Source organism: Staphylococcus gallinarum (assembly GCF_000875895.1).
In the GTDB taxonomy this organism is placed as follows: domain Bacteria; phylum Bacillota; class Bacilli; order Staphylococcales; family Staphylococcaceae; genus Staphylococcus; species Staphylococcus gallinarum.
Map to the genome: position 1 here is coordinate 12,982 of NZ_JXCF01000019.1, position 26,239 is coordinate 39,220.

Below are 26,239 nucleotides of genomic sequence, written 5' to 3' on the forward strand. Positions count from 1 at the left end.
TAAGATATAGGTTGTAAGCGTTTGATTAATATTTTATCGAAGAAGATTATCTTTTGAAAAAAAGTTGTTACTGAAGATGATTTACCAAATAACTGCTACATACAATAGTTTTATTACCTCTATTTTTTAAAAATCTAATAAGAATATCCTATTATCGAAGTATCACATACTATTTTTACAACAAAAAAGCTAACCGACTTTATACGTGTCGATTAGCTTATCATTATAAAATAGCAAGAAAGACTTAAATTGATATTAAATTAAAACTATTTTAAGGCTTCAACAACCTCTTCTAATTTCATTCCTCTTGAACCTTTGACTAAAATTTTATCTGCTGGTTCTTTATAAGCTTTAAGTTCATTAATCAACGCTTGCTTATCTTCGAAGTGTTGTGCTTCTTGAACAAAGCCTTTACCACTATCATGAATATAATTGGCTTCTGTTCCAAATGTAAACAATGCAGTTATTCCTTTGTCAGCTAGATATTGTCCAACCGCTTCATGCATTAATTTACTGTCTGCACCTAACTCTAAGACATCTGCAAGAACAAGAATTTTTCTACCATCCATTCCAGACAACGTATCAATAGCTGCTTTCATACTTGTTGGACTAGCGTTATATGCATCATTGATTAACAATGTTCCATCTGTTAAATGATGTTGTTCCATTCTCATACCCGTTAATTGGACTGCCTTTAAATTATTATAGATTTGATCATAACTTAAATTCAAATGCTTACCAACTGCAATAGCTATGCTCGCATTTTTCATATTATGTTCACCTAAAATAGGTAACTCATAACTTTCAGAACCATTAATTTCAAAGGTAATACCACTATCTTTCACTTCTTTAATTTGGCAAGTTAATTTGTTGTCATTACCTTTACCAATACTGATTTGCTCACAATCAGTCAGTGTTTTCACATGAGGAACAAGTAGAGGTTCATCTCCATCATATATGAAGAGTCCTCCTGACTCTAAACCGAAAGCTATTTCTGATTTAGCTTGCGCAATACCTTCGCGTGATCCTAAATCTTGCATGTGAGACTCACCAATATTAGTGATTATAGCAATATCTGGCGTTGCTAAAAGTGATAAGCTTTCAATTTCATGGAAACCTGACATGCCCATTTCTAAAATTGAAATTTCTGTATCAATATCTAATTCCAGTATCGTCAATGGCAAGCCAATTTCATTATTATAATTTCCTTGTGTTTTTTTTACTTTAAATTGAGGTTTTAATACACTTTCAATCATATCTTTAGTTGTCGTCTTACCATTAGATCCAGTTACTGCAATAACTTTTGGATTCACAAAATCCAAATACGCTTTTGCTAACTGTTGTAATGCAACTAATGTATCTTCAACCCAAATGATTGGACCATCAACATCATTATTGTCTAATGGTACACCCTTCTGATAAAAGGCAGCACCTGCACCATCCTTTAAGGCTTGCGGTACAAATTTATGACCATCTACATGTTCACCTTTAAAAGGAATAAATAAATTTTGTTCATTGATTATACGTGAATCAATACTAACACCACGAATCGTATAATCTAGGTATTCATTATCAATTTCACAAGGAATCCAATCTTGGACTTGTTCTAAAGTTACTTCAATCATGATTTATTCGCCTCAATCAATGTTATATTTATTTTGTTGTTTGTCTGCATGCTTTTCTTTAGCTAATTCTATCAATTTCTTAATTAAGTCAGAATATGACAGCCCCATATTTTCCCATAGACTTGGGTACATACTGTATGCTGTAAATCCTGGCATAGCATTCGTTTCATTTATAAAGATTTGGTTATCCTCTGTCACAAAGAAATCTGCACGTAATAACCCAGAACAGTCAGTTGCTTTAAAGGCTTCAACTGCCATGTTTCTCAATGTCATTTGAACTTCTTCATCTAAATCTGCAGGAATATCTAGTTTGATCTTACCATCTTTATATTTCGCTTTATAATCGTAAAATGCTACATCTTTAATTACTTCACCTGGCCATGTTGTTTCAGGGTAGTCATTACCTAATACTGCTACTTCGATTTCTCTAGCTTCGATACCTTGTTCAATCACCAATTTACGGTCAAATTGGAAGGCTTCTTCAATACCTTGCTTTAATTCAGCTTCATTATTACATTTACTGATACCTACACTTGATCCTAGGTTTGCTGGTTTAACAAACACTGGGAATTCTAATTTATCATGCACAAGTTTTAAAATATTGTGTTGATACTTATTATATTCACTTCTTAAAAAGCTCACATACGGTAATTGTGGTAAGCCTCTATGTTCGAATAACTGCTTCATTACGAGCTTATCCATTGAACTAGACGCTGCAAGTACACCATTTCCTACATATGGTAGGTCTAATACTTCAAATAAACCTTGTATCGTTCCATCTTCTCCATTTGGTCCATGTAATAATGGAAATACTGCGCTATATTTTTCTCCAGAACTTCCAACACCTAATAATTGAGAAATTTCGCCTGCAGATATATCAGATAAACGTAAAGTGTCTATGTCAGTAATTGAATCTACAATGTTTTCTTTCTTTTTCCAGTCACCATCATTAGTGATGTATATAATGTCTACTTGATACTGCTCTTTATCAATTGCGTTCAAGACATTTTGTGCTGTCAAAATTGAAACATCATGTTCTGCACTTTTCCCTCCGTATACGATACACACATTTTCCTTAGCCATAATTTTGCCTCCATATACAATTCTTAAACTACATCATATCACGACTTAATAGTCTTTTGCATTTGTTAAGTGGTATAACAATAGATTATTTTTCATTTTATTAAATAGAACTTCATTAAATGTATTGCTCACCATATTTTACCGTTTTATGTGGCTTAAATCTATAATAATTATATTTTGAGACCCCTACTTCTAGCAAAATATTTTAAAATTCGGTAAAATCGACATATGATACATAGATAGAGAAATTTAGCTTTTTAAAGGAGTAGGAAATGAGTAGTACTTCACGTCAATTAAAAAAGAATCATTGGATACGTCGTATAGACTGGAAACTCGTCGCAATTCTCGCTCTATTCGCAATCATAAGTGTATCAATCATACACTCTGCTATGGGCGGCGGGCAATATAGCGCCAATTTCAGTATCAGACAAATTTTGTATTACGTATTCGGTGGGATAATTGCTGGCTTAATTATGCTAATATCGCCTAAGAAGTTGATGAAATATACATACTTATTATATTTCATACTTTGTATTGGTCTATTTATTCTCATTATTATTCCAGAGACACCGTTTACCCCAATCATCAATGGTGCAAAAAGTTGGTATAAATTTGGACCAATCAGCATCCAACCTTCAGAATTTATGAAAGTCGTGTTGATATTAGTTTTAGCCAAATTAATTTCTAAACACAACCAATTTACATTTAATCGCACGATAGAAACAGACTTTAAATTATTATTTAAAATTATTGGTGTTTCTATTATTCCAATGGGCTTAATATTATTACAAAATGACTTAGGAACAACATTAGTCATTTGCGCCATAATTGTAGGTGTAATTATCGTAAGTGGTATTTCTTGGAGAATATTAGCACCCTTGTTTATAGCAATGTTTGTACTAGGCTCTTCGATAATACTTTCTATTATTTATAAACCTTCATTGATAGAAAATGTACTCGGCATTAAGACTTATCAATTGGGTAGAATTAGTTCATGGTTAGATCCTTACACTTATAGCAGTGGTGATGGCTATCATTTAACAGAGTCGTTGAAAGCTATTGGTTCGGGTCAACTTTTTGGAAAGGGCTTCAATCACGGCGAAGTATATATACCAGAGAACCATACAGACTTTATTTTTTCAGTTATTGGTGAAGAATTTGGCTTTATTGGTTCGGTGATATTATTGCTTGTATATTTAGCACTTATTTTCCACCTTATCCGATTAGCTAGTAAAATTGAAATGCCATTTAGTAAACTATTTATTATCGGATATGTAGCATTAATCTTATTCCATGTCTTACAAAATATAGGCATGACAATTCAACTATTACCAATTACTGGTATTCCTTTACCATTTATTAGTTACGGTGGTAGTTCATTATGGAGTCTCATGTGTGGCGTTGGTGTCTTGCTATCAATCACATATCATCAGCCAAAGCAATACGCACCAAGTACAAGTACTGAACAACAATCATTAGCGCGCACGTAAACAAACATGAAAATAGCCATGAGATAATGTATTGATTATCTCATGGCTATTTCTATAAAAAAAACGACGAGAGCGTTGCTCCAATCGTTTTAATAGGTGACTATTTCAATTCGTTAGCGGTTTTAACAGTAGCTGGTAAAGTATGCATCACTTCAAATCTTGATTTGGTCTTCTTAATGTTTACCCCTAATGATGATAATAGTTTAACTACATTTTGAATTTTTTGGTTATCCTTATTCATATCATCACCCCTAACTTTCAAGCTTCTACTTCATATTACCCGATTTATATAACAATTACCACATTATATTCAAATTTTTTTAATTAAATATTGTGATTAGTATAAAAATAGACATAATTAATTAGCTTTAAAGTTAAGTTGTAAAAAATAACCTCATAAACTTTATCCAAAACAATTTTATTATGATTGTTAACTACTATTTATTGTTAATAGTTTACAATACAGTATATCCTAAATCGTAAACTGCTTTTTCTAAATTATTTAAACTTGCAGGTGTTTCAAATTTTATTGTAATGACATGATCATCGGTATCCATTTGGACTGACTTGACACCATCAATTTCAGCCAAAGTCTGATTTAATAATTCTAATTTAGTTTGATCATTTAATTCACTAACTTGTATGGTTTGTGTTTGCACTGCTATTCCCTCTCTAATCTTTCATTAACTTTTGAAATGTAACTAATAATTCTTCCATCGCTTCTTCTTGTTGTCCTTGATTGACCTTATCCATAATACAACTCTTCATATGATGGTCTAATAATTTCGTCGCGACACTATTTAAGGCAGAACGCGTTGCTCTAATCTGAGTTAATACATCATCACAATACACATCTTCATCAATCATTCTATTAATTGCGCGCACTTGTCCTTCAATTCGGTTTAATCGTGATTTCAAATTAGATTTTGTTTGCTCTGAATGATGCGCAGTTTCTGTCTCTTTCATAAATATACGCCTCCATTTTTCAATTCAAAAATATATTATACCCCTAATAGGTATAAGTCAAGTGATAAACCTAACTGAGCATGTTACAATAATTAAGACTTTTATAATTTTCAATAAATATTGAGTTAGTGTGGAGGTTTAATATGATAGATATATTTTCTTTAACTTTTTACCATACAAATGTAGTCATTAATGTTATTTTAATTAGTGCATTTATATTAAACCTTATCTTTGCTTTCACAATCATTTTTATGGAACGTCGCTCTGCAGGTTCCATATGGGCATGGATTTTAGTATTACTGCTCTTGCCTATACTCGGTTTTATTATTTATTTACTATTCGGACGTCAAATACAAAGAGAACGTATTTTCTCTTTAGATGAAGAAGACAAAGTCGGTATAGAAATGATTGTAAATGAACAATTAGAAGCTTTGAAAAATGATGAATTTTCAAAAGGTAATCATCAAATTGTTAAGTTTAAAGATATGGTACAAATGCTCCTCTATAACAATGCAGCCTTTTTGACGACTGACAATGATATTCAAGTATTTACTGATGGTAAAGAAAAATTTGATAGTTTAATTAACGATATATATAATGCGAAGGATTATATACATATCCAATATTACATCTTCAGAAATGACGACTTAGGAAAGCGTATACTGACAGCACTAGAGCATAAACTAGATGAAGGTCTTGAAGTGAAAATGCTATATGATGATATGGGATCTAGACGATTATCTATCAAAGACTTTAAAGCATTTCGCAAAAAAGGTGGCCATGTCGAAGCATTTTTCCCTTCAAAATTACCTTTAATTAATCTCCGAATGAATAATAGAAATCACCGTAAAATTGTAATAATTGATGGTCACATTGGCTATGTGGGAGGCTTTAATGTTGGTGATGAGTATCTTGGTTTAAAAAAGAAATTCGGTTATTGGAGAGACACACACTTAAAAATTGTTGGAGATGCAGTTAATGCATTGCAATTAAGATTTATGTTGGACTGGAACGCACAATCTACTAGGGATAATTTGAAGTATGCTGAGAAATATTTTCCAGATGTCGATTCTGGTGGTAGTAAAGGGATTCAAATAGCTTCTAGTGGCCCAGATGAGACATGGGAACAGATTAAATATGGCTATTTAAAAATGATTTCGTCAGCAAAAAAATCAATCTATATACAATCACCATACTTCATTCCCGATCAAGCATTCCTAGATGCTATCAAAATTGCATCTTTAGGTGGCGTTGATGTTAATGTAATGATACCGAATAAGCCAGATCATCCATTTGTCTATTGGGCAACTTATAATAATGTAGCATCTTTACTGGATGCTGGGGTAAATATTTATCAGTATCAACATGGTTTTTTACATTCTAAGACATTAATTATAGATGAAGAAGTAGCCAGTGTAGGTACAGCTAATATGGATCATCGTAGCTTCACTTTAAACTTTGAAGTAAATGCATTTATCTATGATACTGAAATTGCACAATTACTAAAAGATGCATTTGAACATGATTTAAAGGTATCTACCAAATTGACTCAATCTATTTATGATAAACGTGGATTATGGGTTAAATTTAAAGAGAGCATTTCTCAATTATTGTCCCCCATTTTATAGAAATCTGATAATCTAAAGTAGTGATTGAATCATTACTTTAGATTTATTATTTTAAGGAGTTCGTTTAAATGGATTATTTAGAACAAATCAAACATGCTAAAGCTTATATGTATCAGTTTCATAAAAATGATACCACTGGTCATGATGTAGCACATGTCGAACGTGTCTTACATTTAGCAAGGTATATTTCTGACTCGGAACAAATCGGAAGCAAAATCATTATCGAGTTAGCTAGCTTGTTACATGATACTGTAGATGACAAACTTACCAATCAATCTGAGGGGTTAGTAGCATTAACTAATTTTCTGCAACAATTACAACTCACTTCTCATCAACAACAACACATATTACATATCATCAAACATATAAGTTATAAAGATGGCAAAAATAATGCAGTTCAATTATCAATTGAAGGACAAATTGTCAGAGATGCTGATCGATTAGATGCTCTCGGCGCTATCGGTATCGCACGTACATTCCAATTTGCTGGACACTTTGGAGAACCTATGTGGCAAACATCCACAATAGACACAAATGTCGAAAAAGCACAGCAAATACCACATACCAATGATATTATGCATAGTCCTCCATCTGCTATTAAGCATTTTTATGACAAACTATTCAAATTAAAGGATTTAATGCATACGACGACCGCAAAGAAACTAGCAGAAGAAAGACATATTTATATGGAAAATTTTGTTAAACAATTTTTTCAAGAATGGTATTTCTAACTCATTTATAAATACATTCAAAATTAATATATACATCATGCTTCGACACGCTTTTTTATATAATTAAATATATGAAGTTACAAAATATTATATTGTAAAAAAATAAAAGCCAGTAAATGAATGGATCCACTCATTTACTGGCTATATTTTAGGATTTATATCCTTGAATTTGTTAATTAATCAATAGATATAAATTTCTAATACTTCACATTTATTATATTTTATTTCTTTTTATTTTTCTTTGATACTACTTGTGTGTTCCCTGCTTTTTTACCAGAAGTTTCTTTGTTTTTACTCATTGCTTCAATCATTGGTGCAACTTCTTTTTTAGCAAGTTTAGAGTAGTACATATTAGCCAATTGTGTTTGTACAATTAAGAATGCCGCACTGACTGACCAATATAATCCTAATGCTGATGCTGAACTTAATGAAATCCAAACGATCATAATTGGTGAAATGATCATCATCATATAACCCATTTGTCTTTGTTCATTTGGCATACTCTTACTAGAAACAAATGCTTGTAAGAAGTATAATATTCCGGCAATTATCGTAATCCAAATATCTGGATGTGATAAGTTAAACCATAAGAAATTAGGATGCTCAGTAAATCCACCCTTAGAAGGATATTTTAATACGAAGAATAATCCCATGATGATAGGCATTTGAATTAACATCGGTAAACAACCTAACATACTCTTCATTGGATTCATATCATATTTCTTATAAACTTCCATCATTTCTTGGTTTGCTGCCATTTTTTCTTCTTGTGTGCGTGAGCGTTTAACTTTTTCTTGAATTGCGTCGATATCTGGCTTTGCAACTTTCATTTTTTCACGCATCATATGACTATTTTTATAGTTTGATAGCATGAATGGTAATAATACGACACGGATTGCTAATACAAGTACAATGATTGCTAGACCGTAGTCATTGTTAAAACTTGATCCTAGCCAATGAATAAGTTTATCCATTGGTTCTACAAATGTATTAAAGAAAAATCCGTCTCTGTTTTCAGGTTTTGAATAGTCACAGCCTGCTAAAAAGACCATTACACCTAAAAGCAAAGGTAGTAGCGCTTTCTTCTTCATTTTTCCACCTCTAATGATTTATTCACATAGAATTTATTTTATCATACTCAAAGAGAAGTAGAAATCAAAAACAGTGAATTTTATATATTATTCAACAGTTTGTAAAAATTGTCGAACAGTATTTGAAACTGAACTACTTTGAGCAATAGCAGAAATCACTGAAACGCCATCTGCGCCATGCTGCATAATTGTATTTGTATTATCTATTTGTATACCACCTATTGCCACAATTGGTAAATCTCCAACATGTGCACGTAAAGTTGGTATCATTGAAGGACCTACCGGTGCATTAGCATCCTTTTTAGATGAAGTTTGATACATCGGACCAACACCAATATAATCAACATGTGTAAGGTCAGATTGTTGATACTCATCTTCATCACTTATGCTCAAACCAATAATTTTATCTTGAAACTGAGTTGCAAATACATTTACTGACTGATCATCTTGTCCAACATGCACACCATCCGCATCGATTTTACGAGCTAGTTCAATATCATCATTAACTATAAATGGTACATTGTAAGCACGACATAATTCTAATAACTCTATTGCAAGTTTTTCTTTATCATTCCCTCTTAAAGCTGTAGCACCCTTTTCTCTAAATTGGAACATCGTTATACCCGCACTTAAAGCTTCCTTTAATACATGTTGAATCGTAGTTACTTCTGGAATATCTTGTGTCCCACATATAAAATATAATTTTAATTGTTGTTTATCAAACATCCTTATACCTCTGTTCTACGATTTGATTTTAAATAATCATCATATGAAATATGATATAACGCGTCTAGTAATGCTGTCATAAATGATGCCGGTCCTTGATGACCTGCCAGTTGTTCCGCTGCTTCAGCTGCAATATTATAAATAGCAACCGCTTCTTCTAATTGCTGTATTTGTACCTTTCCCTTTTCAGTTAAAAAGGCCCCTACAATAGCACCTAGTAAACAACCCGCACCAGTTATACGTGTCAGTAAAGAAGAACCATTTGACAATTGAATCACTTTGTTATCCTGCGCTATAATATCTTCTTTACCTGTAATTACAATCGCTGTTTGTAATTGATCAAGTGCTTTACGTGCGATATCTATTGCATCTAAATTCACATCACTATCTGTACCTTTCATCGTTGTTTCATCATCGATTAGTGCTAGTACTTCAGAAGCATTACCTTTAATGACTGCGATATCAATTTCCTCTATAAATTGCTTACAGAACTGTTTTCTAAAATCAGATGCACCAACTGCAACTGGATCAAATATCACAGGTGTACCAACTTTATTTGCAATTTTAGCAATTTCTAACATATCTTTCGCTCTATCTTTAGTAATTGTGCCAATATTGATTAATAATGCTTGTGCAACAGATAACATTTCTGTCGCTTCTTCAGGTGCTTCACTCATTGCCGGACTTGCCCCTAAACTCAGTAAGCCATTTGCAGTAAAATGCTTAACAACGTCATTGGTATAACAAATAATTAATGGCTGCATGGTTTTTATCTTATCTAAATTATTCATCATCTAACCCCACTTCTTTCATATATGCAAAGTGATTTACTGGTCCTCTACCTTGTCCGATTTCTGGTGTATGTTTAATACTTAACGCTATAAAGTTTTTAGCTTTTTGCACAGCAGCATAAATTGATTTGCCTTTGGCTAATTCTGCTGTAATAACTGCTGAAAATGTACAACCTGTACCATGTGTATGCTTTGTTTCATAACGAGGTGAATCGAACGTAAAAACGTCTTCCGTGGTAAACAAGTAATCTTTAGCAGTCGTTAAATCTGTAGAATGTCCACCTTTTATCACAACACCTTTACTTCCAATTTCTTCGATAAATAACTTTCCTGCTTTATATATATCTGCTTCAGAATTAATCTTAAATCCAACAATTTCCTCTGCTTCCGGAATATTTGGCGTTGCAACAGTGGCATATGGTAATAAGATATTCTGTAAATCTGCTTTTGCTTCGTCATCCATTAAGGCATCTCCACTTTTTGCAAGCATCACTGGATCTATGACATATGGAATTTCTGGATATGCTTGTAAATATTGTGCAATTAACTCCATCATTTCTTTAGATGCAATCATCCCTGTCTTTATAGCTTGAGGCAATTCATCATCAAAGACACTTTCTAATTGTTCTTTTAACCATTCTGTTTCTAAATTATGAATATGTTGTACGCCTTTTGTATTTTGAGCAACAATACTTGTTATTGTCGCCATACCATAAACACCACATGCATGAAATGATTTCAAGTCAGCCATAACACCTGCTCCGCCTGTAGGATCAGTACCTGCTATTGTCAAAGCTATTTTAGGTTTATTCATCTTTATCTCCTCCAAATGACCATGCCTCTTGATTATAAGACATTGCAAAAAAGTTTCTTTCATGTATCGTACTTTGTAAAAATGATTCTTTAATTTCATTTCGTTCTTCTTTACTAACACGCGCTGTTAATTTATTCATTAAATCATCAAAGACTTTAACCAATTCATCCATTTCAGTACTGTAAAAGTCAAACCATTGTTTTAAAATTGAATCTGTATTTAATTCTGGATCTTGAAGTGCTCTATTAGCAATCACTTGATATACATATGGGCAAGGTGCCATAGCAGCTATTGTATATGCTGCATTTTCTTTAGCAAAGGCATAATAATACATATGTTTTATATAATGGTCTCCACTTGGGGGCCAAACCTTTTCTTTAACGATTTCATCATATGGAGCTTGCACATAATCCGCAAGAATTTCGTGTGCTTCAACTTCACCATCTACTATAAATTGAATTTGTTCAACTAAGAACTTAACATCTGTCAATTCAGGCATTTTTGGTATCAACAATGCATATATATTCGCAAATTCCTTCAAATAAGACGCATCTGCTCTTAAATAAAATTTTGTCGCCTCGTACGACAACTCTCCATGGAGCATGTCTTGGATAAATGGATCATCATATATGTCATTTAAAATAGGTGCTGCTGCTTTTTTTAATTCTTCTGAAAATAACAAAATCAAAGTCCTCCTATAATAAAAAAACTACATTCCAACAATAGGAATGTAGTAAATCTATAGAAGTCGTAACAAAACATGACCTACTATAAATTGCACTACTTTCCTACGTTGGTACTAACCAAATCAGGTTGTAAGGGTCTGAATTTATTCATCTCAGCCATATGGCTCCCCTAGTAGTATTTTTTAATCTTTATATTTATTTAAACATAACAAAATGTTTATAACATTGCAATAAAGTCCAATTCACAAAATAAGCTCACCCCTAGTCTGGAGTGAGCTTAAAATAACTTATTTCATATATATTATGCAGTTACCCATTGTGAAGCACCAGCTGTATTATATAATTTAACTGCTGCTGCGTCTTGAACTGATTCTGGAGCTTCTGTTGGAGATACACCTTTGTACTCATCAGGAGCTACTGAATCCCAAGTGCTTTGTAAGAATTGATATTTACCTGCTGCACCTGTTGAAGGATTAACAGCTTTTAAATCTCCGCCTGATTCACGTTGAGCGATTTGTTGTAAATGACTATTTACATTTACTGAAGAACCAGTTGATTCTTCGCTGCTAGAATTATTTGATGTTTGTTGTGTTGAAGCTTGTTGAGTTGTTGCTTCTTGTTGTGGTTGTTGTGTTTGTTCAGTTTGTGGTGCTGCTTCTTGAGCTGGTTGTTCAGTTTGTGTAGTTGTTTGTTGTTGTGGTTGTTCAACTTCTGCTGCACCTGAATTATTATTTGAAGTGCCTTCACCATAACTCCATGACCATGTTTCACCATTTGATTGGAAGTTATAGTTTACACCATTTAAGTTAAAGTTATAGTTATATGAACCTTCATGTACTGGAGATTCATTTAATTGTTGTGGATTTGATTGAGCTAATTGCGCTAACTCAGCTTTATTAACACCTTGTTCTGAAGCGTCTGCTGAATTTCCTGCTGCAACGCCTGTTACTCCTAAACCTACTGCTAATGTTGATGCAATTACTGTCTTTTTCATTTCTAAAAATTCCTCCTATAAGGTAATTAGTTTTATGATTAATTTGCTAAAGCAACTATAACATTCAAAACATACCTGTAGGTTACAGAGAAATAAAAAAACAACAGTCTTTTTTACATCCTAGTTACATCAAAAAAATTATATATTTTTTGAATTTAAACTGTTTTAGATTGCTATGAAAGCTTTTAAGCGTTTGTGATTGTTATTAACTGCGTAATATTATTGTAATTTATCTGACTATTCAGTCAATAAAAACTGTCACAACAGTGTTTTTTGGTGTGTTATTACACTCTATTTGAATGTGATTATCTTTATTTTCAACATGACAAAAGCTATCCTTCTCAATTTCAATCATTAGAGAAGAATAGCCTGAAAAGTATAATGAATAGTAGGATTAAATGTATATTAATTTGAATGGATTATAAAAGGGATTATTTGTTATAAAGTGGATGTATTAAACAATTTCAAATAATTTATTGTTTGCTATTTCAGATTGTTCGGTTAATTGTTGTTGCGCATCTAGTGGGATAGTTTCATAAAGTGATGTACTTTCTTTCGTAACACGTTTAGACATGAACTTAATTGATTCGACAAATATTTCAGATACAAAATGTGTCTGACCTTCTTTCTCATATTTACTAGATTGTAACTGACCAGTAACGCCGACTAGTGAACCTTGGTTGATATAGTGTTCAATATTATGAGCTAGTTTACCGAATGCTTTACAATATAAATAATCACAAATGGTATTCTGATCTTTGTCTTTGTAACTCCGATTAACAGCTACACAGAACGTAGCTAGTTTCTTTCCCTCCTTCTCATATATTTGTGGGTCCTTTGTCAGTCTACCGACAATGACAATGTTATTAATCATGTGTCACCTCCTTCATAGCCTTATCATATGCAAAGCGGTCTTTATAGTCAAAACACAATTATTTAAATATATTAAGAGTAGATTCATCACATTTTTATAAATATTACCTTTCTCAATTAAAATTACGTTATAATACTACTATAAATAGAAATATCGTAGATTTTAAAAATTATAATTGGATGTGAAGACGATGAAGACCTTTAAAGCCGTTCGATTTCAAATTGTATCAGAAAATGGTGGTGTAACTGAATACGAATTAGATGATGGTGTCATTATCAATAAAGAGAGTAGTGGCACTGGCTGGTTGCTTGAAATCGTCATTTCAGATTTTCATTATGAAACAATGAAAAAATATATGGACGATGAAACACTACTAGATATCCGTGTAGTTATTACACGTCCAGCCAATGATCCTGCATTGTTTGATGCCACGATAAAACATATTAGTAAATTGGAACAAGCACAGTCGATTTCGGTAGTTTTTGAATGTCATATCTATACATTGAGACAAGTTTATGCTGAAAGCTTATTAGAACAATTAATCGATGAAGGATTATCTGGAGAAGAACTCAAGAAATCATTTAATAGAATGATGCAATCTAAACCTCGATTAAAAGATGAAAAGTTTGAAAAAGAATAAAAATAAAATAACCGTAAAAGTTATAGTATTTACATACATAAAACTTTTACGGTTATTTTTATTATTTACTATCTTGTAGGGCAAATGTTAGTTCACAGCTACATGCAACTTGTCCATCTACAGTTGCTTTAGCATTACCTTTACCAATTGGCCCTTTCATCTTCGTAATTTCCACTTCTAATCTTAAAGTGTCTCCAGGAGTTACTTGCTTTTTAAATCTGCATTTATCGATACCTGCAAACAAAGCTAACTTTCCTTTATTGGCTTCATTGTTTAACATTGCGACTGCACCTGTTTGAGCCAAAGCCTCAGTTATCAATACACCAGGCATTACCGCATATTCTGGAAAATGTCCTTGGAAAAATGGTTCGTTTCCTGAAACTTGCTTTATCGCTACGCAACGTTGCCCTTCTTCATATTCGACAACACGATCAATCAATAAAAATGGTTGTCTATGTGGGATGATTTCCTTAATTTGATTGTAATCAAAAATTGTTTCCATGACTTGTTTCCTCCAACTCAATATTCATTGCTGTTTCATATCGTACTATGATTAGTCTTGAGTACGTTTAATATCTGCACCTAATCCATTAAGTTTACCATGTAAATCAACATATCCTCTATCTAAGTGCTTTAATTCTGTAACTTGTGTTACACCATCTGCAACTAATCCAGCTAAGATAAGAGCTGCAGCTGCACGTAAGTCTGTTGCTTTAACTTGAGCACCTTGAAGTTGACTCTTACCTTCTATTTTAGCACTTCTACCTTCTACAGTAATACGTGCATTCATACGTTTAAATTCTGCAACATGCATAAATCTGTTTTCAAATACTGTTTCTGTAACTACTTTATGACCTTCAGCAGTCAACAGTAATGCCATCATTTGTGATTGCATATCAGTAGGGAATCCTGGATGAGGAAGTGTCTTAATATCTACAGGTTTTAACTCACCTTCTGCTTTAACATGTATAGAATCACCGTTATATTCTAATTCCACACCCATTTCTTCTAACTTATATAATAAGCTTGTCATATGTTCTTTAATTGCACCATGAACAATAATGTCACCACGTGTAATTGCACCAGCAATAATCAATGTACCTGCTTCAATTCTATCTGGAATAATTGAATGTTCTACTCCATGTAATTTCTCAACGCCGTGAATCGTAATCGTGTCAGTTCCTGCGCCAATTACATTTCCTCCCATTTCATTAATGTAATTAGCAAGATCGACGATTTCAGGTTCACGTGCAACATTTTCAAGCACAGTCTTACCTTCTGCAAGTGATGCAGCCATAATAATATTTTGAGTAGCACCTACACTAGGAAAATCTAAATGGATTGTTGTACCTTTCAAACCATCTTTAGTAGTCGCATAAATGAAACCACCATCCATATGAATTTCTGCACCTAGTTCTTCAAAGCCCTTGATATGTTGCTCAATAGGTCTTGAACCAATTGCACAGCCACCAGGAAGTGCTACTTTAGCATGTCCTAATCTCGCTAATAATGGTCCCATTACTAAGATGCTTGCACGCATCTTACTTACGTATTCATATGGCGCTTCTTCATTTAACTGTTTCGTTGCATCAACTGTTACAGCATCTTCTTCTTTGTTATAAGATACTTCAGCATTTAATGTTGAAAGTACGTTATTAATTGTTTCAACGTCACTTAGTGCAGGAACATTTAATAATTTACTTTCACCATCAGATGCTAGTAATGATGCAGTTAGTATAGGTAATACCGCGTTTTTTGCACCAGATACCTTAACTTCCCCTGTTAATCTATTTCCACCTTTAATTTCTATCTTATCCATCTTAAAATCCTCCACTTTACTACTTATAAATATTTTCATCTAATTTTATTTAATTCATGATTCTTCCAAATCATTATATCTAGTATTTTAAAAAAGGTACAAGCATTTGAACTATTGTGCCAAATATTTTATTTGTGTTGAAAATTGTAATAAATCTACAAGAAAATTACTTACAGCAGTACCTAATAAAATAGCTAAAAATATCATACAGATTTGAATTTGTAAGGGATACCCCTTTTTAAAAAACTGATCTAATCTCACTGCGTTTAAAGCCCAATAAGCAATACAAATACAAATAACATGCAAGATTAGGTGAACTATTGAAAATTGTGCCATGTATTCCATAATTTCTGCACCTCACTATTCAATTCACTATCTACTTATTTTACATGAAATAAGCTTGAAAAGATACTTAAGCAGTAAATTAGATACACGATTAAATTACACTATATTATTTTTCCCGAATTTAAAGTAGTTTACTCATTTTAAAATAGATTAACGTATACAATTTCACCAAAAAAAATGAAGCTCCTTAAAATTAAGGAACTTCAATTTCATAAATCTATTGTAAGTTAGCAACACGAATACGGTTATTTGCGCGTTCTAGTGCACGTTTGGCTCTATTAATGTCACTATTACCATTGCTATCGTTTAAATGCGACTCTGCTTTAGATTTAGCTTGTTCAGCTCTTGATACATCTATATCATTTGCAGGTTCTGCAGTTTGAACAATAATAGATAACTTATCTTGTCTAACCTCGACAAAACCTTCACTCACTGCAATATATTCTGAACCGCCATCAAAGTTAATTTTGGCATAGCCAATTTCTAGCGCTGCAACTGTAGGTATATGTCCATACATAACCCCGATGTCACCAGCAGTTGTTTGCAAAACTGCTAGCGTTACATCGTCTCGGTCGTAAACAGAACCATTAGGAGTGACAATATTAAGGCTTAATGTATTACTCACTATCCATACCTCCTAATTTTTAAACTTCAACACCCATATCTTTTGCTTTTGCGATTACATCTTCCATGCCACCGACTAAACGGAACGCATCTTCAGGAATATGATCGTATTTACCATCAAGGATTGCTTTGAAGTCTTCTACAGTTTTCTTCACTGGTACATAAGATCCCTTTTGACCAGTAAATTGTTCAGCTACATGGAAGTTTTGTGATAAGAAGAATTGAATACGACGTGCGCGTTCAACTGTTTGTTTATCTTCTTCAGATAACTCATCCATACCTAAAATAGCTATGATATCTTGTAGCTCTCTATACTTTTGTAAAGTAGCTTGGACATTACGTGCAATTTCATAATGTTCTTGTCCAACAATTGTAGGCTCAAGTGCTCTTGAAGTTGAAGCCAGTGGGTCAACTGCTGGGTAAATACCCATTTCAGTTAACTTACGCTCTAAGTTTGTTGTAGCATCTAAGTGAGCAAATGCCGTTGCTGGTGCAGGGTCAGTATAGTCATCGGCAGGTACGAATACCGCTTGGATTGACGTTACAGAACCTTTATTCGTTGACGTAATACGTTCTTGTAATTGACCCATTTCAGTAGCAAGTGTAGGTTGGTAACCTACTGCTGAAGGCATACGGCCTAATAATGCTGAAACCTCAGAACCAGCTTGTGTGAATCTGAAGATATTATCGATAAATAGTAAAACATCTTGCCCTTCTTCATCACGGAAATACTCAGCCATAGTTAAACCAGAAAGTGCTACTCGCATACGAGCACCAGGTGGTTCGTTCATTTGACCAAAGACCATCGCTGTCTTCTTAATAACACCACTATCGCTCATCTCGAAGTATAAATCATTACCTTCACGTGTACGCTCTCCTACACCGGCAAAAACGGAAATACCACCGTGTTCTTGTGCGATATTGTTGATTAATTCTTGAATTAAAACGGTTTTACCTACACCGGCACCACCGAATAATCCGATTTTACCACCTTTAATATATGGTGCTAACAAATCAACAACTTTAATTCCTGTTTCTAAAATTTCAACTTTTGTTGATAATTGATCAAATGCAGGAGACTCTCTATGGATAGGGTCACGTCTGACAGAGTCATCAATTTTTTCTTCTAAATCAATTGTATCTCCAAGAACGTTAAACACTCTACCTAATGTTGCGTCACCTACAGGAACGCTAATACTTTTACCGGTATCTTTAACTTCTGTACCACGCTTTACGCCATCAGTCGAATCCATAGCGATCGTACGAACTACGTCATCACCAAGTTGTAATGCTACTTCTAATGTTAAAGAAACTGTTTCATCGTCTTTTACAACTTCAACTTCTAAAGCATTATTAATTTCCGGAACTTCATTGTGTTCAAAACGAACATCAATTACTGGACCCATAACTTGTGTTACACGGCCTAATCCCATGCTATTTTCCTCCTTTAATTATTATTCAAGTGCAGCTGAACCACCAACAATTTCAGTGATTTGCTGTGTAATTGCTGCTTGTCTCGCTCTGTTATATTCTAGTGATAAATCATCAATAAGTTCTGTCGCATTATCTGATGCATTTTTCATAGCTGTCATACGTGTTGCATGTTCACTCGCTTTTGCATCTAATATTGTTCCGTATATTAAACTCTCAACATATTGAGGTAGTATGACACTCAATATTGATTCTTTGTCTGGTTCAAATTCATAAGATGACATTTGACCATGACCTAAACTTGAATCTTCTGGAGATAATGGAAGTACGGTCTTCATTGATGGTTTATGTTCTAATACACTGACGAAATGACTGAAGTAAATTTTAACTTCATCTACTTCTTCATCGCTATATAAATCAATTGCTTTTTTAGCAATCGCTTGTATTTCTTTAAAAGAAGGTTGATCAGGAACATCAACTAATGATTCTTTGATGTCATATCCTTTATTCTTTAGAAAATCTACACCAACTTGGCCTAAGACCAAAATAGTATACTCATCTTTGCTGTTATGTTTCTGTTCGATATCTTTGAGTAGACGTTTTAACACGTTCGCATTATAAGCGCCAGCAAGACCTTTATCACTGGTAATTACTAAATATCCACTTTTCTTTACTTCACGTTGCTTTAACATAGGATGATGTGTATGTTTATTCGCACCAGCTACTGCTGTTATCGCATCTTGCATTTTTTCCATGTATGGTCTAAATTGTTTCGTGTTTTTCTCAGCACGACGCAATTTCGAACTCGATACCATGTTCATTGCCTTCGTAATTTGTTTCATCTTTTTTGTTGATTTTATACGTGTATCTATCTCTTTAAGAGAGGCCATTATCTCACCACCTTTATTTTACTTTACGATATTATGCTTCTGTTTTACTGAAACTCTTTTTAAAGTCTTGAATTGCAGTTTCAAAAGTTTCGTCGCTTGGTAAGCCACCTGAAGTTTTAATTTCATTTAATAACTCTGATGCATTTGATTTAGCCCATTGGTTGAATTCCTCTTCAAAACGAGTAATATCAACAACTGGAATATCGTCTAAGTATCCTTTAGTTAATGCATAAATGATTAACACTTGGTTCTCTACAGGTAGTGGTTTGTTTTGATCTTGTTTCAACACTTCAACAGTACGTTTACCACGTTCTAATTTTTGAGCTGTAAATTCATCTAAATCAGAACCAAATTGAGCAAATGATTCTAATTCACGATATGACGCTAAATCTAAACGTAACGTACCTGCTACCTTTTTCATAGCTTTAATTTGTGCAGAACCACCTACACGTGATACAGATTGTCCTGCATTAATCGCAGGGCGAACACCTGAGAAGAATAAATCAGATTGTAAGAAGATCTGACCATCTGTAATAGAAATTACGTTTGTAGGTACATAAGCTGAAATATCTCCAGCTTGTGTTTCGATGATTGGTAACGCAGTGATTGAACCGCCACCTAATTCATCATTTAACTTTGCAGCTCTTTCTAATAATCTACTATGTAAGTAGAAGACATCACCTGGGTATGCTTCACGACCTGGTGGTCTACGAAGTAATAATGAAAGTTCACGGTAAGCTGATGCTTGTTTTGTTAAATCATCATAAACAATTAGTACATCTTTACCAGCAAACATAAATTCTTCACCCATTGTCACACCAGCATAAGGTGCAATATACAACATTGGGGCTGGATCAGCTGCAGACGCTGAAACGATAATTGTATAATCTAACGCGCCTTCTTGTCGTAATTTTTCAACGTTAGCTCGAACTGTTGAATCCTTTTGACCAATGGCAACATAAATACAAATTGTATCTTGATCATGTTGATTAAGTATTGTATCTATAGCAACTGTTGTTTTACCAGTTTGACGGTCACCAATGATTAACTCACGTTGACCTCTACCGATAGGTACTAACGCATCGATGGCTTTAATACCTGTTTGTAATGGCTCGTCAACTGATTTACGATCCATAACTCCAGTTGCTTTCTTTTCGATTGGGCGTGTCTTTGTAGTATTGATTGGACCTTGTCCATCAATTGGTTGTCCTAGTGGATTCACTACGCGACCTACTAGCTCTTCACCAACAGGCACTTCCATAATACGTCCAGTACGTTTTACTTCGTCCCCTTCTTTGATGTCTGCGTATGGTCCTAAAATCACGACACCAACATTTGATTCTTCTAAGTTTTGAGCTAAACCTAGAACGCCGCTTTTAAATTCTACTAGCTCTCCAGCCATAACATCATTTAATCCGTGGATTAATGCAATACCATCACCGATTTGTAAGACCGTACCTACATCGGTAACAGAAGTTTCTGACTCATAGTTTTCTATTTGAGAGCGAAGTAATGCACTGATTTCTTCAGCTTTAATGGCCATCTATGTCACTCCTCCAATTTTTTATTTCACTCGTATAAATTGCTTTTCTAATTGAGCAAGGTCATTCTGAACGCTTGCATCCATTACTTTTGTACCAACTTTAATTCGAACGCCACCGATTAACTCTGGGTTAATATGATTCGTTAACATCACTTTTTCTAAGTTAGTACGCTTTTTGATAATTGTCTCGATTTGGGTTAAATCATCTTCAGATAAAGCATAAACAGATTCGACAACTGCAAAATCTTGCTTATGATGTAGATTATATAATGCTTCAAAAGCCTTAAATATTTCATGAATATACGAAAGATGGCGATTTTTAGCTAATATTTTCAACATATTAAGTAAATACTGATTCGTTTCGCCAAAGACTAACGTCACAAAACGGATGCGTTGTTCAGCATCCTTTTGTGGGTCCTCATCTAATTCTTTTAACTTTGTAGTTTCTGGTTCTACAGCGCTATCTATTGTTGAAAATGATTCATACATTGTCTCTAGTTCATTATGATCAACAGCGGTATCAAATAATGCTTTGGCATATTTTTTTGCTATCTTAGCCATTATTTATCGCCTGCCTCTTTTATGTACTTTTCAACTAATGCTTTTTGATCTTGCTCTGAAATTTCTTTTTGTAAGACTTTAGATGCGATTAATACTGAAAGCTCAGAAACTTGATTATTAATATCAGCGATAGCACGTTCTTTTTGACTATTGATTTCATTTTGTGCAGTTTCGATCATGCCGTTAGCTCTAATATTAGCTTCGTGAATAATTTCTTCATGTTGTTTGCGCGCTTGAATTTTAGATTCTTCTAGAATTTTATGAACCTCTTCTTGTGTTTCTTTTAGCGTTTGTTTGTTTTGTGCTTCTAATTTTTGTGCATTTAATTTTGCTTGTTCAGCATCGTCAATATCTTTATTAATATCACGTTCACGTTGATCCATAACTTCTTTTAAAGGACCCCATGCGAACTTTTTCAATAAAGCTAGTAAGACTAAAAATGTTATAGCTGTAACGATTATTGTTCCCCACTGAACGCCTGTAGCTTCGGTTGCACCAAGCACAAACATGTTTGTCGTAGCAGTCACTTACATAGACACTCCTTTCATTCAAATTAATCGTAATTCTTTAAGATAAAACGAACGGCGAAAGTCGGAATCGACTTCGCCTTTAACTAAAATTGTAATTACATGAACATTACGATGAATGAAATAACAAGACCAAGGATTGGTAATGCCTCAACTAAACCGATACCGATGAACATAATTGACATCAATTGTCCACGTGCTTCTGGTTGACGTGCTACACCTTCTACTGTTCTAGATACAATAAGACCGTTACCAATACCTGCACCAAGTGCTGATAAACCAATTGCGATTGCTGCTGCGATTAAATTCATTTATAAAATCCTCCTAATTTTTCTCTTTTTTTATTTTTTAAATTATATTATTAATGGCTGTCCGATACTTTGTGGGACATGTAAACCATTGATAACATGATGAAAATATATGCTTGGATTGCACCGATAAATATCGAGAATGCTTGCCAAACAATTAATCCTGGCACACCGATAATCCAACCCCATGCCAAGTGATTAACAACTAAACCTGAAAGTAATGTTAGTAATAATTCACCTGCATAGATATTACCATAAAGTCGAAGACCTAACGTTAACGTTGAAGTAAATTCTTCGAACAAATTAATTGGCATCAAGAAAATTGGTTTCGTGTAGTTGCCAAAGTACTTCTTAGTACCACGCATCTTAATACCATAATAATGTGTTAGTAGAATAATTAACGTTGATAACGTTAAGGTTACAGTGGCATCAGCCGTTGGTGATTTCCACCATAGGGTATGCCCTGAAACAATTGAAAAAGGTAAACCTAGCATATTACTGACAAATAAAAACAATATCAATGTCACTGCAAGGAAATGGAATTGTCCACCCTTAGACCATGATAAGTTACTTTCAATAATGCCTCTTACAAAATCAAAAACCCATTCTATGAAGTTTTGCTTGCCGGAAGGACGTTTTTTGAGGTTTCGTGTACAAATAATAGCTATGACAAAAACAATAACCGCTGTAATAATCAACATCATAATAGATGAAAGATTAAACACGATGTCTATACCAAACAATTTCCAACCAACTAGAGGATCTTCATGTTGCATCTGTTCTCACCTCTTTCACGATTAATATTTAATTCTTTTGAATCAAAGGTTTTAAAATAATTAAAACATAAGAAACTGATAAACCAACAATGACACCAAAAATATTGATATATTCCTTATATAGAACCCAAATACAACAAGCTATAATCACAGTTAAATATCTCCAAACGTTGCCCGTTGAAATATGTATATTATCCTTATCTTTAGCTTTTGCAAGGTAATATTCAAATGTATATGTAATACATAAAGAACCTGTAAGTCCTAAAATAAGTCCTAATACAACTGGTGACCTTGTGAAAATAAACACAATAAAGAGCACAATTATACCATATAAATAGTATTGTAAGTACTGTTTAAAAATGATGCTGAAACGTTTCATTTTGTGCCTCATTTCATTTTGTAGTTCATTTATGAAAACCGTTCCATTCATATAGTTTTAATAATAATATAGGGCGGTTAACGTGTCAATTCTATTCAAATTGTAGTTAAAATTTTTACAAACTTGTCACATTTTCGACACATTAACCACCTTTATTTATTTAAATGATTCCGGTTTTTCAGAAATTAACTGAAAATAATATTTGATATTCTCGCAAATTCTTTTAGACGCTAAGCCATCACCATATGGATTGCGTGCATGACTCATCTGCTCATATAAAGTAGCATTATCTAATAGTTGTTGCGTCGCTTCAAAGATATTTTCTTCATTAGTGCCAACAATTCTTAATGTGCCAGCTTCGACACCTTCTGGTCGTTCTGTTGTATCTCGTAGCACTAATACTGGTTTTCCCAGTGAAGGTGCTTCTTCTTGTACACCACCAGAATCCGTTAATATTAAATACGCTTGATGAGCAAAATTATGAAAATCAACCACTTCTAACGGTTCAATTAATTCAATGCGTGAATGATCAGACAAATATTTGTCTGCAATTTCTCTAACCTTTGGGTTTTTATGTACAGGATAAACAACGACAACATCTTCATACCTATCAACTATATCTCGTACTGCCTTAAAGATATGTGTCATTGGTTCACCAATGTTTTCTCTTCTATGAGCAGTGAGTAAGATAATTCGTTTATCTTTATGTTTATTTATAATAGTTGATTCATATGATTCATGTATGGTCGTGTTCATTGCATCTATTGCTGTATTTCCTGTAACTACAATGGTTTCAGATGGTTTATTTTCATTTAATAAATTTGTTGCAGCATTATTGGTAGGAGCAAAGTGTAAATCTGCCATTACCCCTACCATCTGTCTATTCATTTCTTCTGGAAATGGAGCATATTTATCAAATGTTCTCAATCCTGCTTCTACATGACCGATAGGTATTTGATTATATAATGCCGCTAAACTACCAGCAAAGGTTGTCATGGTATCACCGTGAACAAGTATCATGTCTGGTCGTTCCTCTTTGATAACATCCTCTATTCTAGTAAGTATGCGTGAAGTAATGTCAGAAAGTGTTTGTCCTTGTTTCATGATATCCAAATCATAATCTGGTTTGATATCAAAACTGGCTAACACAGAATCTAACATTTCTCTATGTTGTGCCGTCACGACAACAATTGGTTGTAGATCAGGGTCTTCTTGCAATGCTAAAATAAGTGGTGCCATTTTCACTGCTTCCGGTCTTGTACCGAATACAGTCATTATTTTCTTCATACAACTCCACTCCTAGGAGAAACTATTTTGTACCAAACAGACGATCTCCAGCATCACCTAAGCCAGGTGTAATATATGCATGGTCGTCTAGCTTTTCATCTAATGCTGCGATAAAGATATCAACATCTTCATGCGCTTCTTGTAATTTTTCTACACCTTCTGGAGCAGCAATCAAGCACATAAAACGAATGTGTTTCGCGCCACGTTTTTTAAGTGAGTTAATTGCTTCAATTGCTGATGCACCAGTCGCTAACATTGGATCCACTACAACAATTTCACGTTCTTCAATATCTTGAGGTAATTTAACAAAATATTCTACCGCTTCTAATGTTTCTGGATCTCGATATAAACCAACATGACCAATTCTTGCTGCCGGTACCAGATTTAAAATACCTTGAGTCATGCCTAGTCCTGCACGTAAAATTGGTACGAAAGCTAATTTTTTACCTGTTAAACGTTTGGCAACCATTTTGGTTACAGGCGTTTCAATTTCAACGTCCTGTAATTCTAAATCTCTCGTCACTTCGTATGCCATTAACATACCGACTTCATCTACTAATTCTCTAAATTCTTTTGTCCCTGTATGTACATCACGAATATAACTTAATTTGTGTTGAATAAGTGGGTGATCAAAAACATGTACTTTGCCCATAATTTACTTCCTCCAATTTTAATTATATAAAGGATGTTTTGTTGTTAATGCCTTAACTCTTTCTTTTCCTTCTTCTAATGCTTTTTCATCTTCTGGATTTTTTAATACTAAGCTAATAATTTTAGCAACTTCTTCAAATGCTGCTTCATCAAAACCACGAGTTGTTGCTGCTGGCGTACCTAAACGCACACCACTTGTAACGAATGGTTTTTCTTGATCAAATGGGATTGTATTTTTATTACAAGTAATACCAATAGCATCTAATGTTTCTTCAGCAACTTTACCTGTAATACCTACTGAATCTTTAACATTTAAAGAAACAAGATGGTTATCTGTTCCACCTGATACCACTTTGAAACCTTCATTAATTAAAGTTTCTGCTAAAGTTTTAGCATTCTTAACAACTTGTTGTTGATAAGTCTTGAAATCATCTTGTAATGCTTCACCAAATGCAATTGCTTTTGCTGCAATCACATGCTCTAAAGGTCCACCTTGGATACCAGGGAAGATTGTTTTATCAATTTGCTTTTTGTATTCTTCTTTACATAAAATCATACCACCACGTGGTCCACGTAAAGTTTTGTGAGTTGTTGTAGTAACAAAGTCTGCATATTCAACTGGGTTAGGATGCAATCCAGCAGCAACTAATCCTGCAATATGAGCCATATCTACCATCAATTTCGCGCCGACTTCATCAGCAATTTCCTTGAAGCGTTTAAAATCAATTGTACGTGAATAAGCAGAAGCACCAGCTACAATTAATTTTGGTTGGTGTTCTTTTGCTGCTTTTAATACTTCGTCATAATTGATTTGTTCGTTTTCTTTATCAACTCCATACTCTACGAAGTTGTAAAATTGACCACTAAAGTTAACAGGTGCACCGTGTGTTAAATGCCCACCATGACTTAAGTTCATTCCTAATACAGTATCACCGTGCTCCAATGCTACGAGATAAACC

General features: G+C 33.7%; 31 protein-coding genes and 1 riboswitch. Of the genes, 4 read left to right on the plus strand and 27 right to left on the minus strand.

Translation table 11 applies throughout. The features are described 5' to 3' along the window. Positions 1-266 precede the first annotated feature (266 nt). Together SH09_RS10065 and SH09_RS10070 are read right to left on the minus strand one after the other, a co-directional pair. Positions 267-1,625, minus strand: a complete 1,359-nt coding sequence (locus SH09_RS10065; protein WP_042739517.1) for a UDP-N-acetylmuramoyl-tripeptide--D-alanyl-D-alanine ligase — start codon at positions 1,623-1,625, stop codon at positions 267-269. Between the two features lie 12 nt (positions 1,626-1,637). Beyond that, positions 1,638-2,708 (minus strand): D-alanine--D-alanine ligase, encoded by a 1,071-nt coding sequence (locus SH09_RS10070; protein WP_042739518.1) that lies wholly within the window; start codon positions 2,706-2,708, stop codon positions 1,638-1,640. Between the two features lie 272 nt (positions 2,709-2,980). Between SH09_RS10070 and SH09_RS10075 the strand changes: the two genes are divergently transcribed. Next, entirely contained in the window at positions 2,981-4,198 is a 1,218-nt protein-coding gene (locus tag SH09_RS10075; RefSeq protein WP_042739519.1) for an FtsW/RodA/SpoVE family cell cycle protein, read from the plus strand. A gap of 100 nt (positions 4,199-4,298) precedes the next feature. Here the strand turns inward: SH09_RS10075 and SH09_RS16370 are convergent, their stop codons facing one another. The 3 genes from SH09_RS16370 to csoR all read right to left on the minus strand — a co-directional run bounded on the left by SH09_RS16370 (position 4,299) and on the right by csoR (position 5,164). After that, positions 4,299-4,439 (minus strand): Lmo0850 family protein, encoded by a 141-nt coding sequence (locus tag SH09_RS16370; protein ID WP_107512514.1) that lies wholly within the window; start codon positions 4,437-4,439, stop codon positions 4,299-4,301. 214 nt (positions 4,440-4,653) lie between these two features. Then, positions 4,654-4,857 carry a putative copper chaperone CsoZ gene (csoZ, locus tag SH09_RS10080; protein WP_042739520.1) on the minus strand — a complete coding sequence of 68 codons (204 nt, stop codon included), beginning with the start codon at positions 4,855-4,857 and terminating at the stop codon, positions 4,654-4,656. Positions 4,858-4,870: 13 nt separating this feature from the next. Further along, on the minus strand, positions 4,871-5,164 hold the full coding sequence (gene csoR / locus SH09_RS10085; RefSeq protein WP_042739521.1) for a copper-sensing transcriptional repressor CsoR: 294 nt from the start codon (positions 5,162-5,164) through the stop codon (positions 4,871-4,873). A 143-nt stretch (positions 5,165-5,307) separates the two neighbouring features. On the opposite strand from csoR, the gene cls reads away from it, so the two are divergent. After that, positions 5,308-6,792 carry a cardiolipin synthase gene (gene cls / locus SH09_RS10090; RefSeq protein WP_042739522.1) on the plus strand — a complete coding sequence of 495 codons (1,485 nt, stop codon included), beginning with the start codon at positions 5,308-5,310 and terminating at the stop codon, positions 6,790-6,792. Between the two features lie 68 nt (positions 6,793-6,860). After that, positions 6,861-7,523, plus strand: coding sequence for an HD domain-containing protein (locus SH09_RS10095; RefSeq protein WP_042739523.1), 663 nt, complete (start codon positions 6,861-6,863; stop codon positions 7,521-7,523). 221 nt (positions 7,524-7,744) lie between these two features. Here the strand turns inward: SH09_RS10095 and yidC are convergent, their stop codons facing one another. The 7 genes from yidC to SH09_RS10130 form a co-directional block, all read right to left on the minus strand. After that, entirely contained in the window at positions 7,745-8,614 is an 870-nt protein-coding gene (gene yidC, locus SH09_RS10100; RefSeq protein WP_042739524.1) for a membrane protein insertase YidC, read from the minus strand. Positions 8,615-8,701: 87 nt separating this feature from the next. Further along, complete coding sequence (gene thiE / locus SH09_RS10105) at positions 8,702-9,340, minus strand: thiamine phosphate synthase (protein WP_042739525.1); 639 nt, start codon at positions 9,338-9,340, stop codon at positions 8,702-8,704. A gap of 2 nt (positions 9,341-9,342) precedes the next feature. Next, positions 9,343-10,131, minus strand: coding sequence for a hydroxyethylthiazole kinase (gene thiM / locus SH09_RS10110; RefSeq protein WP_042739526.1), 789 nt, complete (start codon positions 10,129-10,131; stop codon positions 9,343-9,345). Next, positions 10,124-10,945 (minus strand): bifunctional hydroxymethylpyrimidine kinase/phosphomethylpyrimidine kinase, encoded by an 822-nt coding sequence (gene thiD / locus SH09_RS10115; RefSeq protein ID WP_042739527.1) that lies wholly within the window; start codon positions 10,943-10,945, stop codon positions 10,124-10,126. The genes thiM and thiD overlap by 8 nt, the downstream gene beginning before the upstream one ends. After that, a complete protein-coding gene (tenA, locus tag SH09_RS10120) occupies positions 10,938-11,627 on the minus strand; it encodes a thiaminase II (RefSeq protein ID WP_042739528.1) in 690 nt (229 codons plus the stop codon). Before tenA ends, thiD begins: the two co-directional genes overlap by 8 nt. A gap of 86 nt (positions 11,628-11,713) precedes the next feature. After that, a riboswitch (TPP riboswitch) is annotated at positions 11,714-11,812 on the minus strand. A gap of 120 nt (positions 11,813-11,932) precedes the next feature. Further along, positions 11,933-12,625: a transglycosylase family protein gene (locus SH09_RS10125; protein ID WP_042739529.1), complete on the minus strand. Its 693-nt coding sequence runs from the start codon at positions 12,623-12,625 to the stop codon at positions 11,933-11,935. Between the two features lie 454 nt (positions 12,626-13,079). Further along, complete coding sequence (locus SH09_RS10130; RefSeq protein WP_042739530.1) at positions 13,080-13,499, minus strand: single-stranded DNA-binding protein; 420 nt, start codon at positions 13,497-13,499, stop codon at positions 13,080-13,082. 190 nt (positions 13,500-13,689) lie between these two features. Between SH09_RS10130 and SH09_RS10135 the strand changes: the two genes are divergently transcribed. Beyond that, positions 13,690-14,139 carry a YwpF-like family protein gene (locus tag SH09_RS10135; RefSeq protein WP_042739531.1) on the plus strand — a complete coding sequence of 150 codons (450 nt, stop codon included), beginning with the start codon at positions 13,690-13,692 and terminating at the stop codon, positions 14,137-14,139. Positions 14,140-14,200: 61 nt separating this feature from the next. Here SH09_RS10135 and fabZ read toward each other — a convergent pair whose 3' ends face one another. The 15 genes from fabZ to SH09_RS10210 form a co-directional block, all read right to left on the minus strand. Next, a complete protein-coding gene (gene fabZ, locus SH09_RS10140; RefSeq protein WP_042739532.1) occupies positions 14,201-14,641 on the minus strand; it encodes a 3-hydroxyacyl-ACP dehydratase FabZ in 441 nt (146 codons plus the stop codon). A 51-nt stretch (positions 14,642-14,692) separates the two neighbouring features. Beyond that, positions 14,693-15,958, minus strand: a complete 1,266-nt coding sequence (gene murA, locus SH09_RS10145; protein WP_042739533.1) for a UDP-N-acetylglucosamine 1-carboxyvinyltransferase — start codon at positions 15,956-15,958, stop codon at positions 14,693-14,695. A gap of 111 nt (positions 15,959-16,069) precedes the next feature. Then, entirely contained in the window at positions 16,070-16,303 is a 234-nt protein-coding gene (locus SH09_RS10150) for a DUF1146 family protein (protein WP_042739534.1), read from the minus strand. Between the two features lie 217 nt (positions 16,304-16,520). Then, positions 16,521-16,928, minus strand: a complete 408-nt coding sequence (locus SH09_RS10155) for a F0F1 ATP synthase subunit epsilon (protein WP_042739535.1) — start codon at positions 16,926-16,928, stop codon at positions 16,521-16,523. Positions 16,929-16,947: 19 nt separating this feature from the next. Further along, positions 16,948-18,360 (minus strand): F0F1 ATP synthase subunit beta, encoded by a 1,413-nt coding sequence (gene atpD, locus SH09_RS10160; RefSeq protein WP_042739536.1) that lies wholly within the window; start codon positions 18,358-18,360, stop codon positions 16,948-16,950. 21 nt (positions 18,361-18,381) lie between these two features. Beyond that, entirely contained in the window at positions 18,382-19,248 is an 867-nt protein-coding gene (gene atpG, locus SH09_RS10165) for an ATP synthase F1 subunit gamma (RefSeq protein ID WP_042739537.1), read from the minus strand. Between the two features lie 31 nt (positions 19,249-19,279). After that, positions 19,280-20,791: a F0F1 ATP synthase subunit alpha gene (gene atpA / locus SH09_RS10170; RefSeq protein ID WP_042739538.1), complete on the minus strand. Its 1,512-nt coding sequence runs from the start codon at positions 20,789-20,791 to the stop codon at positions 19,280-19,282. Positions 20,792-20,812: 21 nt separating this feature from the next. Beyond that, positions 20,813-21,352: a F0F1 ATP synthase subunit delta gene (locus SH09_RS10175; RefSeq protein WP_042739539.1), complete on the minus strand. Its 540-nt coding sequence runs from the start codon at positions 21,350-21,352 to the stop codon at positions 20,813-20,815. After that, positions 21,352-21,879, minus strand: coding sequence for a F0F1 ATP synthase subunit B (locus SH09_RS10180; RefSeq protein WP_042739540.1), 528 nt, complete (start codon positions 21,877-21,879; stop codon positions 21,352-21,354). Before SH09_RS10180 ends, SH09_RS10175 begins: the two co-directional genes overlap by 1 nt. A gap of 98 nt (positions 21,880-21,977) precedes the next feature. Beyond that, complete coding sequence (gene atpE / locus SH09_RS10185) at positions 21,978-22,190, minus strand: F0F1 ATP synthase subunit C (protein ID WP_002510315.1); 213 nt, start codon at positions 22,188-22,190, stop codon at positions 21,978-21,980. A 50-nt stretch (positions 22,191-22,240) separates the two neighbouring features. Then, positions 22,241-22,963, minus strand: a complete 723-nt coding sequence (atpB, locus tag SH09_RS10190) for a F0F1 ATP synthase subunit A (RefSeq protein WP_042739541.1) — start codon at positions 22,961-22,963, stop codon at positions 22,241-22,243. Positions 22,964-22,991: 28 nt separating this feature from the next. Further along, positions 22,992-23,342 carry an ATP synthase subunit I gene (locus SH09_RS10195; protein ID WP_042739542.1) on the minus strand — a complete coding sequence of 117 codons (351 nt, stop codon included), beginning with the start codon at positions 23,340-23,342 and terminating at the stop codon, positions 22,992-22,994. Between the two features lie 156 nt (positions 23,343-23,498). Continuing rightward, positions 23,499-24,629, minus strand: coding sequence for a non-hydrolyzing UDP-N-acetylglucosamine 2-epimerase (gene wecB / locus SH09_RS10200; protein ID WP_042739543.1), 1,131 nt, complete (start codon positions 24,627-24,629; stop codon positions 23,499-23,501). A gap of 22 nt (positions 24,630-24,651) precedes the next feature. Further along, positions 24,652-25,281: a uracil phosphoribosyltransferase gene (gene upp, locus SH09_RS10205; protein WP_042739544.1), complete on the minus strand. Its 630-nt coding sequence runs from the start codon at positions 25,279-25,281 to the stop codon at positions 24,652-24,654. 18 nt (positions 25,282-25,299) lie between these two features. Further along, positions 25,300-26,239 (minus strand): serine hydroxymethyltransferase (locus tag SH09_RS10210; protein ID WP_042739545.1); only part of this gene is annotated, 940 nt, incomplete at its 5' end.